This window comes from Pseudomonas sp. AMR01 (genome assembly GCF_041946035.1).
In the GTDB taxonomy this organism is placed as follows: domain Bacteria; phylum Pseudomonadota; class Gammaproteobacteria; order Pseudomonadales; family Pseudomonadaceae; genus Aquipseudomonas; species Aquipseudomonas antarctica_B.
Window position 1 is genome coordinate 303,073 of the sequence record NZ_JAUTYR010000001.1, and the last position, 18,525, is coordinate 321,597.

The 18,525-nt window shown below is 61.7% G+C and carries 14 protein-coding genes; 13 read left to right on the top strand and 1 reads right to left on the bottom strand.

Translation table 11 applies throughout. The features are described from left to right. Positions 1-7: 7 nt before the first annotated feature. From treZ to Q7C20_RS01450, 12 genes are all read left to right on the top strand, one after another. Positions 8-1,753, top strand: coding sequence for a malto-oligosyltrehalose trehalohydrolase (gene treZ, locus Q7C20_RS01395; RefSeq protein WP_375064683.1), 1,746 nt, complete (start codon positions 8-10; stop codon positions 1,751-1,753). After that, entirely contained in the window at positions 1,750-3,834 is a 2,085-nt protein-coding gene (gene malQ / locus Q7C20_RS01400; RefSeq protein WP_375064685.1) for a 4-alpha-glucanotransferase, read from the top strand. The genes treZ and malQ overlap by 4 nt, the downstream gene beginning before the upstream one ends. Then, positions 3,831-6,575 carry a malto-oligosyltrehalose synthase gene (locus tag Q7C20_RS01405; RefSeq protein WP_375064687.1) on the top strand — a complete coding sequence of 915 codons (2,745 nt, stop codon included), beginning with the start codon at positions 3,831-3,833 and terminating at the stop codon, positions 6,573-6,575. Before malQ ends, Q7C20_RS01405 begins: the two co-directional genes overlap by 4 nt. Positions 6,576-6,598: 23 nt before the next feature. Then, positions 6,599-6,853, top strand: a complete 255-nt coding sequence (locus Q7C20_RS01410) for a DUF2934 domain-containing protein (RefSeq protein WP_348056642.1) — start codon at positions 6,599-6,601, stop codon at positions 6,851-6,853. 176 nt (positions 6,854-7,029) lie between these two features. After that, positions 7,030-9,189, top strand: a complete 2,160-nt coding sequence (gene glgX / locus Q7C20_RS01415) for a glycogen debranching protein GlgX (RefSeq protein ID WP_375064690.1) — start codon at positions 7,030-7,032, stop codon at positions 9,187-9,189. Between the two features lies 1 nt (position 9,190). Further along, positions 9,191-10,189: an acyl-CoA dehydrogenase gene (locus tag Q7C20_RS01420; RefSeq protein ID WP_375064692.1), complete on the top strand. Its 999-nt coding sequence runs from the start codon at positions 9,191-9,193 to the stop codon at positions 10,187-10,189. Continuing rightward, a complete protein-coding gene (locus tag Q7C20_RS01425) occupies positions 10,186-10,944 on the top strand; it encodes a PIG-L deacetylase family protein (protein WP_375064694.1) in 759 nt (252 codons plus the stop codon). The genes Q7C20_RS01420 and Q7C20_RS01425 overlap by 4 nt, the downstream gene beginning before the upstream one ends. Next, positions 10,941-11,540: an SAM-dependent methyltransferase gene (locus Q7C20_RS01430; RefSeq protein WP_375064696.1), complete on the top strand. Its 600-nt coding sequence runs from the start codon at positions 10,941-10,943 to the stop codon at positions 11,538-11,540. The genes Q7C20_RS01425 and Q7C20_RS01430 overlap by 4 nt, the downstream gene beginning before the upstream one ends. Then, positions 11,537-12,196: a glycosyltransferase gene (locus tag Q7C20_RS01435; RefSeq protein ID WP_375064698.1), complete on the top strand. Its 660-nt coding sequence runs from the start codon at positions 11,537-11,539 to the stop codon at positions 12,194-12,196. Before Q7C20_RS01430 ends, Q7C20_RS01435 begins: the two co-directional genes overlap by 4 nt. 177 nt (positions 12,197-12,373) lie before the next feature. Beyond that, entirely contained in the window at positions 12,374-13,135 is a 762-nt protein-coding gene (locus tag Q7C20_RS01440) for a PIG-L deacetylase family protein (protein ID WP_375064700.1), read from the top strand. Between the two features lie 407 nt (positions 13,136-13,542). Further along, positions 13,543-15,036 carry a methyl-accepting chemotaxis protein gene (locus tag Q7C20_RS01445; protein ID WP_375064702.1) on the top strand — a complete coding sequence of 498 codons (1,494 nt, stop codon included), beginning with the start codon at positions 13,543-13,545 and terminating at the stop codon, positions 15,034-15,036. 226 nt (positions 15,037-15,262) lie between these two features. Next, positions 15,263-17,419, top strand: coding sequence for a TonB-dependent siderophore receptor (locus tag Q7C20_RS01450; protein ID WP_375064704.1), 2,157 nt, complete (start codon positions 15,263-15,265; stop codon positions 17,417-17,419). 144 nt (positions 17,420-17,563) lie between these two features. On the opposite strand, the gene Q7C20_RS01455 is transcribed toward Q7C20_RS01450, so the two are convergent. Next, on the bottom strand, positions 17,564-17,812 hold the full coding sequence (locus Q7C20_RS01455; protein ID WP_348060207.1) for a hypothetical protein: 249 nt from the start codon (positions 17,810-17,812) through the stop codon (positions 17,564-17,566). Positions 17,813-17,959: 147 nt separating this feature from the next. Between Q7C20_RS01455 and Q7C20_RS01460 the strand changes: the two genes are divergently transcribed. Beyond that, the gene (locus Q7C20_RS01460) at positions 17,960-18,346 is read left to right on the top strand and encodes an ester cyclase (RefSeq protein WP_375064707.1); all 387 of its coding nucleotides are present in this window, start codon (positions 17,960-17,962) and stop codon (positions 18,344-18,346) included. Positions 18,347-18,525: the final 179 nt, after the last annotated feature.

The window sequence follows — 18,525 nt, forward strand, 5'->3', positions numbered from 1 at the left end:
TCTATAGATGCCGTTAAGGACTCTGGAAACCTGGCCCCACGGCGCAATTATGCTGGACGCGCAACACACGCGTTTCGCCTTGTGGGCGCCAGACGCGTTTTATGTCAGCGTTGAATTGGAAGACGGCAAGTCGTTCGCCATGCTGCCTCAGGCAGATGGCTGGTTCGAAACAGAAATACAGTGCCCGGCGGGCACGCGTTATCGCTACAACATCGACGGCGAGATGGATGTTCCCGACCCAGCATCCAGGGCCCAGGCCCTGGATGTGCATGGTTGGAGCCTGGTCGTCGACCCGCTCGCCTACCAGTGGCGACACAGCAACTGGCAAGGCCGCCCGTGGCACGAGGCGGTCATCTACGAACTGCATGTGGGCGCGCTGGGTGGCTATGCCGGCGTCGAAGCTCAGTTGCCTCGCCTGGCCGAACTGGGCGTGACCGCGATTGAGCTGATGCCATTGGCGCAGTTCCCCGGTGTTCGCAATTGGGGTTACGACGGCGTGCTGCCCTACGCGCCTCAAGCCTCGTATGGCACCCCCGAACAACTCAAACACCTGATCGACAGCGCCCATGAACACGGCTTGGCGGTGATTCTTGACGTGGTCTACAACCACTTCGGGCCAGACGGCAACTACCTGGGCCAGTACGCCAAAAATTTCTTTGAAGAGGACGTGCACACGCCGTGGGGCGCGGGTATTGACTTTGCGCGCCGGGAAGTGCGCGACTTTTTCCTTGATAACGCATTGATGTGGTTGCTCGAATACCGCTTTGACGGCCTGCGCCTGGACGCGGTGCACGCCATCGACAACCCGGGGTTTCTGAAGGAGCTGGCGCAACGCGTGCGCCAACAGGCCGACATCGGCCGCCACGTGTGGCTGGTGCTGGAGAATGAATTCAATCAGGCCAGCTTGCTCGAACATGACTTCGACGCGCAGTGGAACGACGACGGCCATAACGCCCTGCACGTGCTGCTCACCGGCGAAACCGATGCCTATTACAACGACTTCGCCAAAGACACCACGGCCAAGCTGGCGCGCTGCCTGAGCGAGGGCTTTATCTATCAGGGCGAAACCACCCGCCACGGATATGTACGCGGCGAACCCAGCGGACATTTGCCGCCGAGCGCCTTCGTGCTGTTTTTGCAAAACCATGACCAGATCGGCAATCGCGCCTTCGGTGAGCGCCTGCACCAACTCTGCTCGCCCCAGGCGTTGAAAGCGGCAACCACCCTCCTGCTGCTGTCGCCCATGATTCCGATGATGTTCATGGGCGATGAGACCAACGCCGCTGAACCTTTCCTGTTCTTTACCGACCACCACGGCGAACTGGCGGAGGCGGTGCGCGAAGGCCGTCGCAATGAGTTTGCCGATTTTGCCGCGTTCCAGGACCCGGAGCGGCGTGAACGCATTCCTGACCCCAATGCCTTGCCGACGTTTCTGCAATCGGCGCCGAAGTTTGTCGAAAATGAACACACCCAGTTTTATCGCAAGCTGCTGGGCCTGCGTCACCGGCATATCGTGCAGCACGTGCCTGGCAGCGTGGCACTCGGTGCGCAGGTGCTGGCCGACGGCGCTGTCAGCGCCCGCTGGCGCCTGGGCAACGGCAGCGTGCTGCAAATCGACTTGAACCTGAGCGCCGAACCGCTGGATTTCCCGGCGCCGCCTCATCTGTTATTTACGACGCCTGCCGCTGATGAGGCGCAGTTGGCGCCGTACAGCGCGCGCGTCGCCCTATCCCCTGTTGGAGAGCACTCTTGAGCGAAGCGAACCTGGAAATTCTCGCCAGCCGCGCGGGCCTGGCCGTCGATTGGATTGACGCAAATGGCCGCCTGCAACACGTGAAACCCGACGCCCTGCGTGCCGTTCTCAAAGGCCTGGGCCACCCGGCCGATACTGACGCCGAGATCGACGCCAGCCTGCTCGAACTGGAGCAGGTGCAACAAGACAAACACCTTCCCCCCTTGCTGACCATCGACAGCGGTGAAGGCCTGGACCTGGCGCGCTACTTCGAACCCGACACGCTGTGCCGGGTCAACCTGGAAGACGGCGAAACCCTGGAGTTGCGCCTGGACGGCGACGCGGTGTTGCCGGGCATCGTAGCTCTGGGCTATCACCAGGTGCATATCGGCGACCAAGACTTCACCCTCGCCGTGGCGCCGACCCATTGCTACAGCGTGGCTGAAGCGGTCGACACCCAAACCGCCCGCGCCTGGGGCCTGAGCGCGCAACTGTATTCGCTGCGCCGCCTCGGTGACGGCGGTTTTGGCGACACCCTGGCGCTTGAGCATCTGGTCCGTTCAGCCGCCGAGCGCGGTGCCGACGCTTTGGCCATCAGCCCGATGCACGCGATGTTCAGCGCCGACCCCGAGCGCTACAGCCCGTATTCACCCTCCAGCCGGCTGTTTCTCAACAGCCTGTATGCGTCACCGGCCTGCATCCTGGGTGAACGCGAAGTGCGCGACGCCATTGAGGCAGCCGGGTTGGCGGATGAGTTGCACACGCTGGAGCAGCAGACCCTGATCGACTGGCCCGCTGCGGCCAAGGCCAAACAACGCCTGCTGCGCGTACTGTATGAAGACTTCCGTCACGGCGGGCATCCGCAACAGGCCGACTTCCTGAGCTTCCGCCAGGCCGGTGGCGAAGCCCTGGAAAACCATTGCCGTTTCGAAGCCGTGCAAGCGGTGCGCGCGGCCGCCGGTGAAGAACTCGACTGGCGCCACTGGCCCGAAGCATGGCGCAGCCCGCAAAGCCCGGCGCTGGTGCAGTTTGCCGAAGAGCACCGTGACGAAATCGGTTTTTTCGCCTTCAGCCAATGGTTGTGCGCGCGCAGCCTTGCGCGCGCACAACAGGCGGCACGCGGCAGCGGCATGGGCGTCGGCTTGATTGCCGACCTCGCCGTGGGCGCTGATGGCGGCGGCAGCCAGGCATGGAGCCGTCAGGATGAATTGCTCGCCGACCTCACCGTCGGCGCGCCACCGGACATTCTCAACCGCGCTGGCCAAGGCTGGGGCATTTCCGCGTTTTCGCCCGAAGGCCTCAAGCGCAACGGTTTTCGCGCCTTTATCGAAATGCTGCGTGCCAACTTCGCCCACGCCGGCGGCCTGCGCATCGACCACGTGATGGGCCTGCAACGGCTGTGGGTGATTCCCATGGACGCCTCACCCCGCGAAGGCGCCTACCTGTATTACCCGGTAGACGACATGCTGCGCTTGCTGGCGCTGGAGTCTCATCGTCACCAAGCCATTGTGCTTGGCGAAGACCTCGGCACCGTGCCGGATGGCCTGCGCGAAAAACTGATTGGGCGTTCGATTCTGGGCATGCGCGTGCTGCTGTTCGAACAAGGCAACGACGGCCAGTTCAGGCCGATCCTCGACTGGCCGGACAACGCCCTGGCAACCACCAGCACCCATGATTTGCCGACCCTCAACGGCTGGTGGCACAGCCGTGATATCGAATGGAACATTCAGCTCGGCTTGATCGATGCGCCGACCGTGGAGCAATGGAGCGAGCACCGTTTGCGCGAGCGCCAGGCGCTGCGCCAGGCCTTGAGCCAGGACCCGCAGAATTTCGTCGATGAGATCCGCAACGAGACCGACCACATGATCGACGCCAGCGTGCGCTACCTCGGCCACACCCGTGCGCCGCTGGTGCTGCTGCCGCTGGAAGATGCCCTGAGCCTTGTGGAACAACCGAACTTGCCAGGCACCACCGACACCCATCCCAACTGGCGCCGACGCCTGCCGGGCGAAGCCGCGAGCCTGCTCGACAATGACAATGCCGCCCGCCGCCTGGAATTACTGGCCGTCGCGCGCAACCAAGCCTATGAGCGTGACCGATGAAAGCTGTTCCCCTGCGCGCTACCCAGCGCCTGCAATTCCATAAAGGTTTTACCCTGGACGATGCGGTGCCGCTGGTGCCGTACTTTGCTCAACTGGGCATCAGCCACCTGTATGCCTCGCCCCTGCTCAGCGCCCGCGCCGGCTCCATGCACGGTTATGACGTGGTGGACCCGACAACGGTGAACCCCGAGCTGGGCGGTGAACCGGCGTTGCGCCGTCTGGTTGCAGCGCTGCGCGAACACGAGATGGGGCTGATCCTCGATATCGTCTCCAACCATATGGCCGTGGGCGGCGCGGATAACGCGTGGTGGCTCGACCTGCTGGAATGGGGGCGATTGAGCCCCTACAGCGAGTTTTTCGATATTCAGTGGCACTCGCCCGACCCGTTGCTCAAGGGCCAATTGCTGATGCCGTTTTTGGGCAGTGATTACGGCGAAGCCCTGCAAACCGGCACCCTGACCCTGCACTTCGATGCCACCCACGGCTCGTTTTACGTTGAGCATTACGAGCATCGCTTCCCGATTTGCCCACGGGATTACGCAGCGATTCTGGGTACCGATGAATTGCTCAAACCGCTGGCCGAGCGCTTCACTGCCCTCACCTATCAAGACGACGCCTACCACGAAGCGGCCTGGCTCAAGCAAGCGTTGGCCGAGCGTGCAACCGAGGTGCTGCCGGCCATCGAAGCGCGGCTGCGCGAGTTTGACAGTCGTCAACCCGAGGGCTTCAAGCGCTTGCATCAATTGCTCGAACAGCAGACCTACCACCTCGCCAGCTGGCGCACGGCGGCCGACGACATCAACTGGCGGCGCTTCTTCGACGTCAACGAACTGGGCGGCCTGCGTGTTGAACGCACCGCCGTGTTCGAAGCCACCCATGGCAAGATTTTCCAGTTGATCAGTGAAGGCCTGGTGGATGGCTTGCGCATCGACCATATCGACGGGCTGGCCGACCCGCGCGGTTATTGCCGCAAGCTGCGCCGCCGCGTGGACTCACTGTCGCCTGCGCGGCACTTGCCGATCTTTGTCGAGAAAATCCTCGGCGAAGGCGAAACCCTGCGTGAAGACTGGCAAGTGGACGGCACAACCGGCTACGAGTTCATGAATCAGCTGTCACTGCTGCAACATGATCCCGCAGGCTTCGAACCCCTCGCCGAACTGTGGACGCGCCACAGCGAACGGCCTTCGGCGTTTATCGAAGAAGCCCGGCTGGCGCGCCAGCAAATCCTCAATGGCTCCCTCGGCGGCGACTTTGAAAGCGTGGCCCAGGCCCTGCTGCAAGTGGCCCGTGACGATGTGATGACCCGCGACTTGACCCTCGGCGCGATCCGCCGAGCGTTGCAGGAGCTGATCGTGCACTTCCCGGTATACCGCACCTATATCAGTGCACGCGGCCGCAGTGCAGCGGACGACGTGGTTTTCCAGCAAGCCATGCAAGGCGCGCGCAGCACCTTGGGCGAAGGCGACTGGCCGGTGCTCGATCACTTGGAGAAATGGCTCGGTGGCCAACCGTGGCGTAACCGCCCGGTGGGCCGTGAGCGCAAGATCCTCAAGCATGCCTGCGTGCGCTTCCAGCAACTGACGTCACCCGCCGCTGCCAAGGCGGTGGAAGACACTGCGTTTTATCGCTCGGCGGTCTTGCTGTCGCGTAATGACGTGGGCTTCAGCACCGAGCAGTTCAGTGCGCCCGTGGCGGAGTTCCACGCCATCAACAGCCAGCGTTTGCAGAGCTTCCCCGACAACCTGCTGGCCACCGCCACCCACGACCACAAACGCGGCGAAGACACCCGCGCGCGCCTGGCCGTGCTCAGCGAGTGCGCCCCGTGGTACGTCGAACAGGTTGAGCGCTGGCGCACGCTGGCGGCGCCTCTGCGAACGGCCCCCGATAGCCCTTCTGCGGGCGATGAGCTGATTCTTTATCAGGCATTGCTCGGCAGTTGGCCGCTGGACCTGAACCTTGAGGGTTATCAGGAACGTCTGTGGCAGTGGCAACAAAAAGCCCTGCGCGAAGCCAAATTGCAGAGCAGCTGGAGTGCGCCGAACGAGGCGTATGAAAAAGGCGTCGAAGCGTTCCTCTCGCGCCTGCTGCTGGACGAAGCAGGCCGTACCTTGCGCAACGCTCTGGCAGAGGCCGCTCAGGCCATTGCCCCGGCCGGTGCCCTGAATGGGCTGGCGCAAACCTTGCTTCGCATGACCGTGCCGGGCGTGCCGGACTTGTACCAGGGCGATGAGTTCTGGGACTTCAGCCTGGTCGACCCGGACAACCGCCGCCCGGTGGATTTCAACGCACGGCAACGGGCATTGAACACCCCGCCGGACATCGATGAACTGCTGTTCAACTGGCGCGATGGGCGCATCAAGCAGGCGCTGATTGCCCAAGTGCTGGCGTTGCGCGCAGCCGACCCCGAACTCTTGCGCAGCGGTAGCTACACGCCGCTGGAAGTCACCGGCAAATACGCAGAACACGTCGTCGCCTTCTGTCGCGAACACGCGGGCAAACGTCTGCTCGTGATCGTGCCGCGCTGGACACATCGCTTGCTTGAAAACGGTGTGCTGCCGCGCATCGATGCTCAGGCTTGGGGCGATACGCGGGTGAAATTACCGTTCGCCGCCACAACGCAAAACTGGAAGGGACTTTTTCAAACAAGCGCAGTCACACCAGACAAGGAGCTGTTGATCAGCGCTGCCCTGGGGGATTTCCCGGTCAATGTCTTTATCAATCCTGATGATCAAGAAAGCTGAAAATTTCTGCGAGGAGCATTGTGATGAGTACTGAAGACAAACGTATTCGCGAGTTGGCACATCAGATCTGGGAATCGGAAGGCGAACCCCATGGTGAAGATGCCCGTCACTGGGACATGGCGCGCAAATTGGCTGAAGCCGAAGCGCTGACGCCGAGCAAGCCAAAAGCGGCTGCCAAGCCCAAAACCGCACCCAAGCCAGCTCCCAAAGCCAAACCCGCCGCCGCGAAGCCCGCCGCGCCGAAAAAGCCCAAGGCGCCACCCAAGCCCGCCGGCTAACCGACTATGCCCCTGTGGGAGCGGGCTTGCCCGCGATAGCGATATTGAAAGTACCGCCGCTATCGCAGGCAAGCCCGCTCCCACAGGCATCATGCAACCCAAACGATTTTTGTCTGACGTACCGTCAGCACGGCCGCGTTCGGCCTGAAAAAGACCCTTGCAGGAGCAATTCAACAATGAGCAAACCCGAAAATAGCCAACCGACGTCGGAAAAAGAGCCGTCGCGGATTCGTGAAGGTTTGCCCTTCCCCCTCGGTGCGACCTGGGATGGTCTGGGCGTCAACTTTGCACTGTTCTCGGCCAACGCCACCAAAGTGGAATTGTGCCTGTTCGATGACACCGGCGAAGTTGAGCTGGAGCGTATCGAACTGCCCGAGTACACCGACGAAACCTTCCACGGCTACCTGCCCGACGCCCACCCCGGGCTGATTTACGGCTACCGCGTGTACGGTGCGTATGACCCGGCCAACGGCCATCGCTTCAACCACAATAAATTGCTGATCGACCCCTACGCCAAACAGCTGGTGGGCGAACTCAAATGGTCCGAAGCGCTGTTTGGCTACACCATCGGCCACCCCGACGACGACCTCAGCTTCGACGAACGCGACAGCGCGCCGTTTGTGCCCAAGTGCAAAGTCATCGACCCCGCTCACACCTGGGGCAATGACCAGCCAGTGCGGGTACCATGGGACCGCACGATCATCTATGAAACCCATCTGCGCGGCATCAGCATGCGTCACCCGTCGGTAGGCGAGTCGGTGCGCGGTACCTGCGCCGGCTTGATGGAAGACGACGTGCTCAAGCACATCCGCGAGCTGGGTGTGTCGTCGGTGGAACTGCTGCCGGTGCACGCTTTCGTCAACGATCAGCACCTGCTGCAAAAAGGCATGACCAACTACTGGGGCTACAACAGCATCGCGTTTTTCGCCCCGGACCCTCGCTACCTTGCCAGCGGCAAGATCGCCGAGTTCAAGGAGATGGTCGCGCACCTGCACGAAGCCAAGCTCGAGGTGATCCTCGACGTGGTCTACAACCACACCGCCGAAGGCAACGAACGCGGCCCGACCCTGTCGATGCGCGGTATCGACAACGCCTCGTACTACCGCTTGATGCCCGACGACAAGCGCTTCTACATCAACGATTCCGGCACCGGTAACACGCTGGACTTGAGCCACCCGTGCGTGCTGCAGATGGTCACCGACTCCCTGCGTTACTGGGCCACTGAGATGCACGTGGACGGTTTCCGCTTTGACTTGGCGACGATTCTTGGCCGCTACCGCGACGGTTTCGACGAGCGTCACAGCTTCCTCGTGGCGTGCCGCCAGGACCCGGTGCTGCGCCAGTTGAAAATGATCGCCGAACCCTGGGACTGCGGCCCCGGCGGCTACCAGGTCGGCAACTTCCCGCCGGGCTGGGTGGAATGGAACGACCGTTTCCGCGACACCGTGCGCGCGTTCTGGAAAGGTGACGACGGTCAGTTGGCGGACTTCGCTGCGCGCATGACTGCCTCCGGTGAGATGTTCAACCACCGTGGCCGTCGTCCGTACAGCTCGGTGAACTTCATCACCGCCCATGACGGTTTCACCCTGCACGATTTGGTGTCGTACAACGACAAGCACAACGAAGCCAACGACGAAAACAATCAGGACGGCAGCAACAACAACCTGTCCTGGAACCACGGCGTCGAAGGCCCGACCGAAGACCCGGAAATCAACGCGCTGCGCCTGCGCCAGATGCGCAACTTCTTCGCCACGCTGCTGCTGTCCCAAGGCACGCCGATGCTGGTGGCCGGTGACGAATTTGCGCGCACCCAGCACGGCAACAACAACGCGTATTGCCAGGACAGTGAAATTGGCTGGGTCAACTGGGACCTGGACGAAGACGGCAAGGCGCTGCTCAAGTTTGTAAAACGCTTGATCAAGCTGCGTCTGGCTTATCCGATCCTGCGCCGTGGGCGCTTCCTGGTGGGCGACTACAACGAGGATATCGGCGTCAAGGACGTCACCTGGCTCGCGCCGGATGGCAACGAGATGACCATCGAGCAGTGGCAAGACAGCCACGGTCGCTGCCTGGGCATGTTGATGGATGGCCGCGCCCAGGAGACCGGGATTCGCCGTGCCGGTGCAGATGCCACCTTGTTGCTGGTGGTCAACGCCCACCATGACATGGTCAATTTCCGCCTGCCGCCGGTGCCTGAAGGTGAGTTCTGGACCTGCATGCTCGACACCAATGCCCCGGCCGTGCGTGGCCAGGAACGCTTTGAATTCGAGCATGAGTACGCCGTGACTGGCCGCTCGCTGTTGCTGTTTGAACTGCAGCGCGACGACGAGGTGTGACATGGCTCTGCATGGATTCCTTCAAGGCAGCCGGGGCTACGCGGACACGCAAGCCCTGGGCGACGCCCTGAAGGCCCTTCAGGAAGAAGGCCTGGACCAGCTGCCGTTACCCGGCAGCGGGCAAATGCTGGCGCGGTTCAGCCGCCTGGCGCAAGTGGCCGGGCATGACCTGCGCCTGTGCAAGTTGTTTGAGGGCCACACCGATGCCCTGGCGATCATCGCCGAACTCGGCAGCCCATTGCCGCCCTTGGGTAGCACTTGGGGCATGTGGGCCGCCGAGCCACCCACCAACAAGGTGCGGGTGCGCCGTGATGGCCACCGGTTGATCGTTGACGGGTGCAAGGCCTGGTGTTCCGGGGCGTCGGTTGTCAGCCATGGGCTGCTGACCGCGTGGGATGAAGAGGACCACCAGCAGTTGGTCGCCGTGGAGATGCGCCAACCGGGCATCACCGTGACGGACAAAGGCTGGAACGCCGTGGGCATGGCCGCCACTGGCAGCGTCGAGATTGTCTTCGACGGCGCCAGGGGCATTGCGGTGGGCGGGCCGGGCGATTATTTGTCGCGGCCGGGTTTCTGGCAGGGCGGCATTGGCATCGCCGCATGCTGGTACGGCGCGGCGCAGCGCCTGGCCGAGGCATTGCGCGAGCAATGCAGCAAGCGTCCGGAGCCCCATGCGTTGGCGCATTTGGGCGCGGTGGACAGCGTGTTGAACAGTGCCGCGTGCGTGTTGCGCGACAGTGCTGAACAGGTCGACCGTAACCCCAAAGCAAACGCACGGCGATTGGCTCAACAGGTACGCGCCTCGATAGAAGACACGGTGGAACAGGTTATTCACCATGTCGGGCGCGCGGTCGGCGCAGGGCCGTATTGCAAGGATGCGCATTTCGCCCAGTTGATGGCGGACCTGCCGGTGTACGTGCGGCAAAGCCATGCCGAACGCGACCTGGCTGCCCTGGGCGAACTGGTCGCCGGCGAACCCACAGGAAGGTGGCAACTATGAAACCCAATCCCATTGTCGGCCAGGGCACGCCGCTGCATCAGTGGCAGTCTTCGTCGCACATGGCCGAGTTGCCGCACGTCAGCGTCGAACAGTTGGTGCCCGAAGGCCATCGCGCGGTGATCGTGGCGCCGCATCCGGATGATGAAGTGCTCGGGTGTGGCGGGCTGTTGCAAGGCTTGGCCACGCTCGGACGGCCGATTCAACTGATTTCCGTCACCGACGGCAGTGCCAGCCACCCCGGCTCCAGGCGCTGGCCGGTGGAGCGCTTGAGCGTGGTGCGCCCGCAGGAGTCAGCGCAGGCGCTGCATCGCCTGGGCTTGCCGTTGCACAGTTTGAAATGGCTGCGTGCAGGCTTTTCCGACAGCCAGGTTGCCGCGCGAGAGGAAGAGCTGAGTGCGTTTATCGAGCGGCATCTCAAGCCCAATGACGTGCTGTTCACCACCTGGCGCGAAGACGGGCATTGCGACCACGAAGCCGTCGGCCGCGCCAGCGCCAAGGCAGCCCTTGCGGTAGGTGCCACGGTGTATGAACTGCCGGTGTGGACCTGGCATTGGGCAACCCCCGAAGACAGCCAGGTGCCATGGCACCGCGCGCGGAAAATCGCGCTGACGCCCGAGGCCGTGGCGCGTAAACGTCATGCCATCCACGCGTTCGCCAGCCAGTTGGAAGGCGACCCGCAGATTGGCCTGCCGCCGGTGCTCGCGCCCTACGTGGTGGAGCGCCTGCTGCAACCTTTTGAAGTGGTGTTTGTATGAGTGTTGCCACGCCCTATTTCGATGAGCTGTTTGCCGGCAATGACGACCCTTGGGCCTTCCGTCAGCGCTGGTATGAACGGCGCAAGCGTGCCATGACCCTTGCGGTGCTGACGCGCCCGCGTTACGCCTCGATTTTCGAGCCGGGCTGTGCCAACGGTGAACTGAGCGCCGAATTGGCCGCACGCTGTGATCGCCTGCTGTGTTGCGACACCGCCAGTGCTGCCGTCGAGTTGGCGAAAACCCGGTTACTGGGCTTTCCCCATGCCCACGTCGTGCAAAGCCGCTTGCCTGAACAATGGCCTGCCGGCCCGTTCGACCTGATCGTGCTGAGCGAGTTGTGCTACTACCTCGACGCCGATGACTTGAACACGTTGATCGACCACGCCCTCGCCTCCTTGACCGATGACGGGCAACTGCTCGCCTGTCATTGGCGCCCCGCGATTCAGGGTTGCCCACAAACGGCTGAGCAGGTGCACGCCGCGCTTGAACAGCGGCTCGGGATGCACCACGTCTCGCAGCATCATGACAGTGACTTTCTACTCGACCTGTGGAGCCGCGACGGCACCTCGGTCGCGACCCATGAGGGCTTGCGATGATCGGCATTCTGATCCCGGTGCACAACGAAGAAGCGCTGCTGGGCGAATGCCTGAAAGCCGCAATGATCGCTGCCAGTCACCCAGGGTTACTTGGCGAAACCGTGCAGATACTCGCGGTTCTCGACACTTGCAGCGATGGCAGTGCGGCAATCGCCCAGGCGTACCCGGTGCAAAGCCTGCACGTGCAGGCGCGCAATGTCGGGCAGGTGCGCGGCGTGGGCGCACGGCATTTGTTGAACCAAGGCGCGCGCTGGATCTCCTGCACCGATGCCGACAGCCGTGTCGCCCCCGACTGGCTGGTGGCGCAGTTGGCACTGGGCGTGGATGCCGTGTGCGGCACGGTCACCGTAGACGCCTGGAGTGAGGGTTTCGACCCGGCCGCGCAGATTCTCTACAACCAGGCGTATCAGGCCCGGGATGGCCACCGGCATATTCACGGTGCCAACCTGGGCGTGAGTGCCAGCGCGTATGTGCAGGCCGGAGGGTTTGAGCCGCTGGCCTGCCACGAAGACGTGCAGTTGGTGCGCAATCTGGAACGTTGCGGTGCCTCGATTGCCTGGAGCCACACCCCGCAGGTCATCACCAGCGCGCGGCTGGATTGCCGCGCCGAAGGTGGTTTTGGCGATTACTTGAAGAGCCTGATGCACGCGACCTGAAAATTTTCCACGTTTCAAGATGTGAAAGTGACCAATCCTTGTCTATGCTGACATCGCCTTGCTGGCAATCCAGGGTTGGGTTGCCGCACACCACCGCAGCGGAGTCTGCGGTGAATGAACAAGAGTCGTCCCGTCAACGGGGTACGACCCAGCGAATCGACAAGGATGCGACCCCCAATGAAGCCTGCCTCCCTCAGCGACGGCCGCCGCGGTCCCGCGCAAATCTGGAACAGTGCGCCGCAGTTGGCGCAAATCCCTGCCATCACGCCCTCCTCACTGGTGCCCTCGGGTGCACGCGTGGTGATTATCGCGCCCCATCCGGGTGATGAAGTACTCGCCTGTGGCGGGCTGCTGCAAATACTCAGCACCCTGGAGCACCCCTTGTTGCTGATGTCCATCACCGATGGCAGCGCCAGTCATCCGGGGTCGAGCGCGTGGCCGGCGAGCCGCCTGAGTGTGATTCGCCCCCAGGAAAGCGCCGAAGCACTGCGCCGCCTGGGAATGCCACTGCACAGTTTGAAGTGGATTCGGGGCGGCTTTCGCGACGATGCGCTGGCCGCCAGCGAGCAGCCCTTGAGCCAATTTATCGCGCGCTACCTGCAGCCCGGCGACGTGGTGTTCACCACTTGGCGTAACGACGGCAATAACGACCATGACGCCGTCGGCCGCGCCAGTGCCAAAGCGTGCAGCCTGATAAATACGCGGCTGTATGAATTGCCCATCTGGGCCTGGCACTGGCCGGCGCGCGAAGGCGCCGTCATCCCTTGGCAACGCGCGCGCAAAGTACGCCTCGACACCTGGAGCGTGGCGCGCAAACTGCACGCGGCCCATGCGTACGCCAGCCAATTGGTCGGCGACCCGGAGATCGGGCTCGCGCCAATGCTCGCCCAAGAGCTGCTGGAGCGTATGCGCGAGCCCTATGAGATTGTGTTTTCGTAAAGGCCGCGTGCAGCACTCGCCGCAACGGTGGGTGGTGGGAATCTTCTGTTTTTGGATGTCGACTGGCCAACTTTTGGGAGTTGGTTTGCCTGCGATGCAGACATATCGGCGCATCAAGCCTAGATATCGACACAGCTTTTAGGGGCAACCGAGTCTCCCTGTGGCGAGCGGGCTTGCCCCGCGTTGGGCTGCGTAGCAGCCCCAAAACAGCCTACCGCTGAGTGTCTGAAACACCGCGTTCCTCTTCTCTGGGTCTGCTTCGCAGCCCAACGCGGGGCAAGCCCGCTCGCCACAAGGGGTCTGTCCCGTCTGAAGTCGCTCACCATGATGCCGATATGCTATTGCCTTTGCTGATGATGGCACGCTGCATGCTTTGATCCTGGCTCGACCACATGGAGTAAGAGTGAATGCCCGTCCGCACGCGATTCCTGGAGCACTACCGCAAGGCCGACCGCATCATGCTGGCCTTGATTTGGCTGATGTTTGTGTTCTCGCTGGGCCTGGCGTTCTGGCACGACACGTTGATTGAGTCAGTGATTGTCGGCGGTGGCACCAGTGTGGTGCTGACTGTGGCATACCGCGCGCTGGGTGGCTCTCGACTGATGCGCTGCTTACTCGGTGCCGGGCTGATGGTCATGGCCGCACTGCACATCAACCAGGCACAGGGCGTGATCGAATCGCACTTCGGCATTTTCGCCCTGCTCGCAGTGCTGACGTTCTACCGCGACTGGCTGCCCATTGTGGTGGCAGCGGCCACTATCGCCGTGCACCACGTGGTGTTTCATGCCTTGCAACATCAAGGCTTTCCGGTGTTTGTGATGGACCATCACGGCGGCTGGAACATGGTGTTCGTCCACGCGTTCTACGTGGTGATGGAAACCGTCGCCCTGCTCTACCTGGCCATTCACAGCCAGCGCGACGCGGTCGAGAGCCAGGAAATGCTTGAGAAAATGCTCGCGGTGACCTCGCAATTCACGGTGGAAACCGCCAAGGGCGAAGGCAACGTGCATGTGTCTTTGGCCACACGCTTCGATCACTTCCTGCAACAGATCACCCACTTGATCGACGGCGTCGCCCGCGACTCTCAAGGCCTCGGCGAACTCGGCCATGAGCTGGCCAGCGCCAGCGGCACTCTGGAAACCGGCGCGCGGCACCAGTTGGCAGAGATCACCCAGATGACTGGCTCGATGCAGCGCATGGAGGACGCGATGGGTCATATCACGCTGCACGTTGAACAAGCGGTGGAACACGCCGGCAAAGCCAGCCAGCAGATCGTGCGCGGTCAGGAAAGCGTGGGCCGTGCGCAACTGGAAATCACCCAATTGGCGTCACGTATCAACGGCACTAACCAGACTGTGCAAGGCCTGGCGGCTCAGGCCGAACAAATCGGCTCGGTGCTTGAAGTGATCAGCAGCATCGCCAACCAGACCAACTTGCTCGCACTCAACGCCGCCATTGAAGCCGCGCGCGCCGGTGAGCAAGGCCGTGGATTTGCCGTGGTGGCCGATGAAGTGCGCAGCCTGGCGCAGCGCACGGCGGTGTCCACTCAGGAAATCAAACACATTATTGAAGGCTTGCAGCAAGGCAGCCGTCACGCCGTGGAAGCCATGCACGACAGCCAGCAAGGCGTGGAGCGTTGTGTGCAGGACAGCCAGTTGGCAGTCGAAATGTTGCAGGCCGTGGGCGCTGATATTGCACACATCGATCAACTGAACGGGCGAATTGTCACCACGACGCGCGAGCAGACCACGGCGAACCTGGAGATTGTCGGGCGGTTGCAGTCGGTGCAGAGCATTGCGCAAAACACCGCCGACGATGTGGAAACCCTGGCGCGCAGCAGTGAGCGGTTGCCGCCGATTGCCGTGCGCCTCGATGCGCTGGGGCGCAGGTTTCATCCCTGAGGTTCAGGCGTCTGTGAATCTGGTGCGCGTTGACCGACGCGATATCGGTCGGCGTGTGGCCGCGACCGCCCTTCCCGGGAACTCCCGATCACTGAATAAGTGAAAAATTTGTTAACTATCTCTCCTGGAAGGCTTTTTTGGTCGGATCCAATCTGCCAAACTGATGCGAATAATTATCATCAACTTTATTATTCGCTACGGAAAGCGTCCAGGGAGAGTCAGGTTCATGTTTGTGCAACAACACGGCGGCAAAGGGTTTTCACCTAATTTGATAGCCGCGGCTATCTGTCTTGCGACCTCACAAGCGGCCTTCGCCGCCGACGCTGAACCGGCAGCAGTGCTTGAATTGGGCGCCACCGAGATCACCAGCAGCCAGGCCCTGGGCAGCACCACTGAAGGCTCCGACTCCTACACCACTGGCTCGATGTCGACGGCGACCAAGCTACCGCTGACCCTGCGTGAAACCCCTCAGGCCGTCACCGTCATCACGCGCCAGCGCATGGATGACCAGGCCATGACCAACATCAACGACGTGGTCAAGGCGACGCCCGGGTTGTTCCTGAATTTTTCCAACGGTCCTGGCCGGCAGTCCTACACATCGCGCGGTTTCGACATCGACAACCTGATGTATGACGGTATCCCGAGCGGCTACAACGGCGCTTCGGTGGGCGCGCAGCCGAACCTGGCAATGTTTGATCGCGTCGAGATCGTGCGCGGTGCCACCGGTTTGGTGACGGGTGCGGGCAACCCATCAGCGGCCATCAACCTGATTCGCAAGCGGCCGCTGGCCGAGCAGCAAGTCACGCTTACCGGCGCCGCCGGCAGCTGGGACGATTACCGTGGCGAAGTCGACGCCTCCAGCCCGCTCAACGACAGCGGCACGCTGCGAGGCCGGGTGGTCACCTCCTACCGCGATGCCAACAGCTTCATCGATAACGCTGAGGAAGATCACGGCCTGTTTTACGCGGTCACCGAAGCCGACCTGAGCGAAGACACCACCCTGACGCTTGGTTTCTCAAATCAAAAGGACAAGACCAATTACTTCTGGGGCTCCTCAATGGTCGGCCAGGACGGCCACCACCTGAACCTGCCGCGCTCCTACAACCCGGGCACTGGGTGGGAAAACAAGGACCAGGAAATCAACACCGTATTCGCCGAACTGCGCCAGCGCCTGGCCAATGACTGGAGCCTGCAAGTCAATGCCAACTACGCCGAGCAGAACGCTATGTTCTCCGGTTCCTACCAGTCACGCTGGGTCAACAACACACTGGCCCGCACGGTCTACCAGGCTGCCTATGACGAAAACCAGGCCGGTGTTGACGCCTTCGCCAGCGGCCCGTTCCAGGCATTCGGGCGTACCCACGAACTGGTGGTGGGCGCCAGCAAACGTGTTTATGACATGACCACGCACAACTACAGCCCGTACGAAATGAATTGGCCGCTGAGTGCAGGCAAGCCAGACTTCATCCGCACAGATAATCAGCGCGAAGTCACCACCCAGGACGGCGTTTATGTCACCACCCGCCTGAGCCTGGCCGACCCGTTGAAGCTGATCCTTGGCGCGCGCCTGGACTGGTACGACTACGACAACCGGGATGGCGACGGCGACTACAAGGTCACGCGCAACCTCACCCGTTACGCTGGCCTGATCTACGAGCTGGACGACCACCATTCGGCCTACGTCAGTTACAGCGACATCTTCACGCCGCAAAGCGAAAAAGGCACCTCGGGCACTCCACTCAAGCCCATCGTCGGCAAAAACTATGAAGTCGGCATCAAGGGCGAATACCTCGGCGGCGCGCTGAACGCGAGCGTGGCGCTGTTTCGCGTAGACCAGGAAAACCGCGCCGTATCCGTGGTCGTGCCGAACTGCCCGCAAGCCTCCTGCTCGGAAGCTTCCGGCGAAATTCGCAGCCAGGGTATCGACTTTGAACTGCAAGGCGCCCTCACCGAAAACTGGCAGGTCGGCGGCGGTTATACCTACGCCCGCACCCACACCATCAAGGACGCCGCCAACCCGCAAAAGGTCAACAAGCAGTTCGACACCGACACCCCCGAGCACCTGTTCAAAGTCACCACCCGCTACAACTTCCAGGGCCCGCTGGAAAAACTGCGCGTGGGCGGCAATGTGTCCTGGCAGAGCCGCATGTACAACGACTTGGTCCTCGCCGATGGGAGCACCTACCGCCTCCAGCAAGGTGGCTACGCCGTTACCGATTTGATGGCGGGCTATAAGGTCAGCAAACACCTGGACCTGCAGCTCAACGCCAACAACGTCTTCGACCGCCACTACTATCAGGCTATCGCCAACTCCGTGAGCTACGGCGGTGACTCATACGGCGCCCCGCGCAACATGATGATGACGGCCAAGTACAGCTTCTGACAGGTATTGGCGCAGGGACGCGCCGGACTTTCCAAGGCATGATTGGGCGGTGCATTGCGCTTGGCGCTTTGCCGCAACGGGTGGCTATGAAAGGTATGCAAGCCGAAGAGAGCTAGGGCGAAACGCCCTAGCGGGTTGCAGATGTCACTTTTTCTTCTTCGCAGGCTTTTCGGCCTTCTCTGATTTCTTGGCCTTTTCTGGCTTGCTATCAGCTTTTTTTACAGTTTTTTTGGGTTCGTCATCTTTCTTCTTGTCTTTCTTTTCAGAAGACTTCGAAAGAGTCGAGGCCGCCGCTGATTTCTTTTCAGGTGAAGACTTTTTGTCTTTCAAATCCTTGCTGGCTTTCGAAGCTTCACCTTTGCTTTTCTTGTCGTCTTTAGCCACGTTGAACACCTCTCGGAGTATGCCGTCATTGGCAAATCGCCCGTGGAATGACCCACACGCTAATCATTAGGCGGGCACCGTCAAAAGCCGTTCAATTTTTTTCAGAGGCGCCGCCAACTGGACTGGCAGCCCCAAGGCCCATCAAGGAGACCGTTGATGACTCGAAACGAACTCGCCGACCTCTACCGCGGCTACATCGACTGCCTGAACCGTCAGGCCTGGGACACTCTCGGCCACTTCGTCCACCCGCAGGTGACCTACAACGGCACGCCGGTTGGACTTGAAGGCTATCGCGCCATGCTGGAACGGGACTTTCGCGAAATCCCCGACCTGGTGTTTCGCATTCAGCTGCTGGTCGCCGACCCGCCCACCGTTGCCGCTCGCTTGAATTTCAACGTCAGCCCGCGCGGTGAATTTTTTGACCTGCCCATCAACGGCCAGACCGTTACCTTTGATGAAAACGTCTTCTACGAATTCGTCGATGGGAGAATTGCGCACGTCTGGTCAGTGATCGACAAGGCGGCGATCGAAGCACAGCTTTGATGGTTGGAGCCACATGTGGTGAACCGGGTGAACCGTTTTGCCTGATCACTGCGGGCGACTCCGTGATTCAGAGCTGGCCATGGTGTCGATGGTCTCTACCCACTTCCAGAGCCTGATAAGGCCCTACCCTTGTGGCGGGCGGTGAAGACCGTATAAATACCCATACCCGCTAAGCGCCC

Bases quoted from the DNA above. Each gene is read 5' to 3' on its own strand.
- treZ (WP_375064683.1), top strand. From the start codon at position 8: ATGCCGTTAAGGACTCTGGAAACCTGGCCCCACGGCGCAATTATGCTG.
- Q7C20_RS01435 (WP_375064698.1), top strand. From the start codon at position 11,537: ATGATCGGCATTCTGATCCCGGTGCACAACGAAGAAGCGCTGCTGGGC.
- Q7C20_RS01460 (WP_375064707.1), top strand. From the start codon at position 17,960: ATGACTCGAAACGAACTCGCCGACCTCTACCGCGGCTACATCGACTGC.
- glgX (WP_375064690.1), top strand. From the start codon at position 7,030: ATGAGCAAACCCGAAAATAGCCAACCGACGTCGGAAAAAGAGCCGTCG.
- Q7C20_RS01450 (WP_375064704.1), top strand. From the start codon at position 15,263: ATGTTTGTGCAACAACACGGCGGCAAAGGGTTTTCACCTAATTTGATA.
- Q7C20_RS01440 (WP_375064700.1), top strand. From the start codon at position 12,374: ATGAAGCCTGCCTCCCTCAGCGACGGCCGCCGCGGTCCCGCGCAAATC.
- Q7C20_RS01425 (WP_375064694.1), top strand. From the start codon at position 10,186: ATGAAACCCAATCCCATTGTCGGCCAGGGCACGCCGCTGCATCAGTGG.
- Q7C20_RS01420 (WP_375064692.1), top strand. From the start codon at position 9,191: ATGGCTCTGCATGGATTCCTTCAAGGCAGCCGGGGCTACGCGGACACG.
- Q7C20_RS01430 (WP_375064696.1), top strand. From the start codon at position 10,941: ATGAGTGTTGCCACGCCCTATTTCGATGAGCTGTTTGCCGGCAATGAC.
- Q7C20_RS01410 (WP_348056642.1), top strand. From the start codon at position 6,599: ATGAGTACTGAAGACAAACGTATTCGCGAGTTGGCACATCAGATCTGG.
- Q7C20_RS01445 (WP_375064702.1), top strand. From the start codon at position 13,543: ATGCCCGTCCGCACGCGATTCCTGGAGCACTACCGCAAGGCCGACCGC.
- Q7C20_RS01405 (WP_375064687.1), top strand. From the start codon at position 3,831: ATGAAAGCTGTTCCCCTGCGCGCTACCCAGCGCCTGCAATTCCATAAA.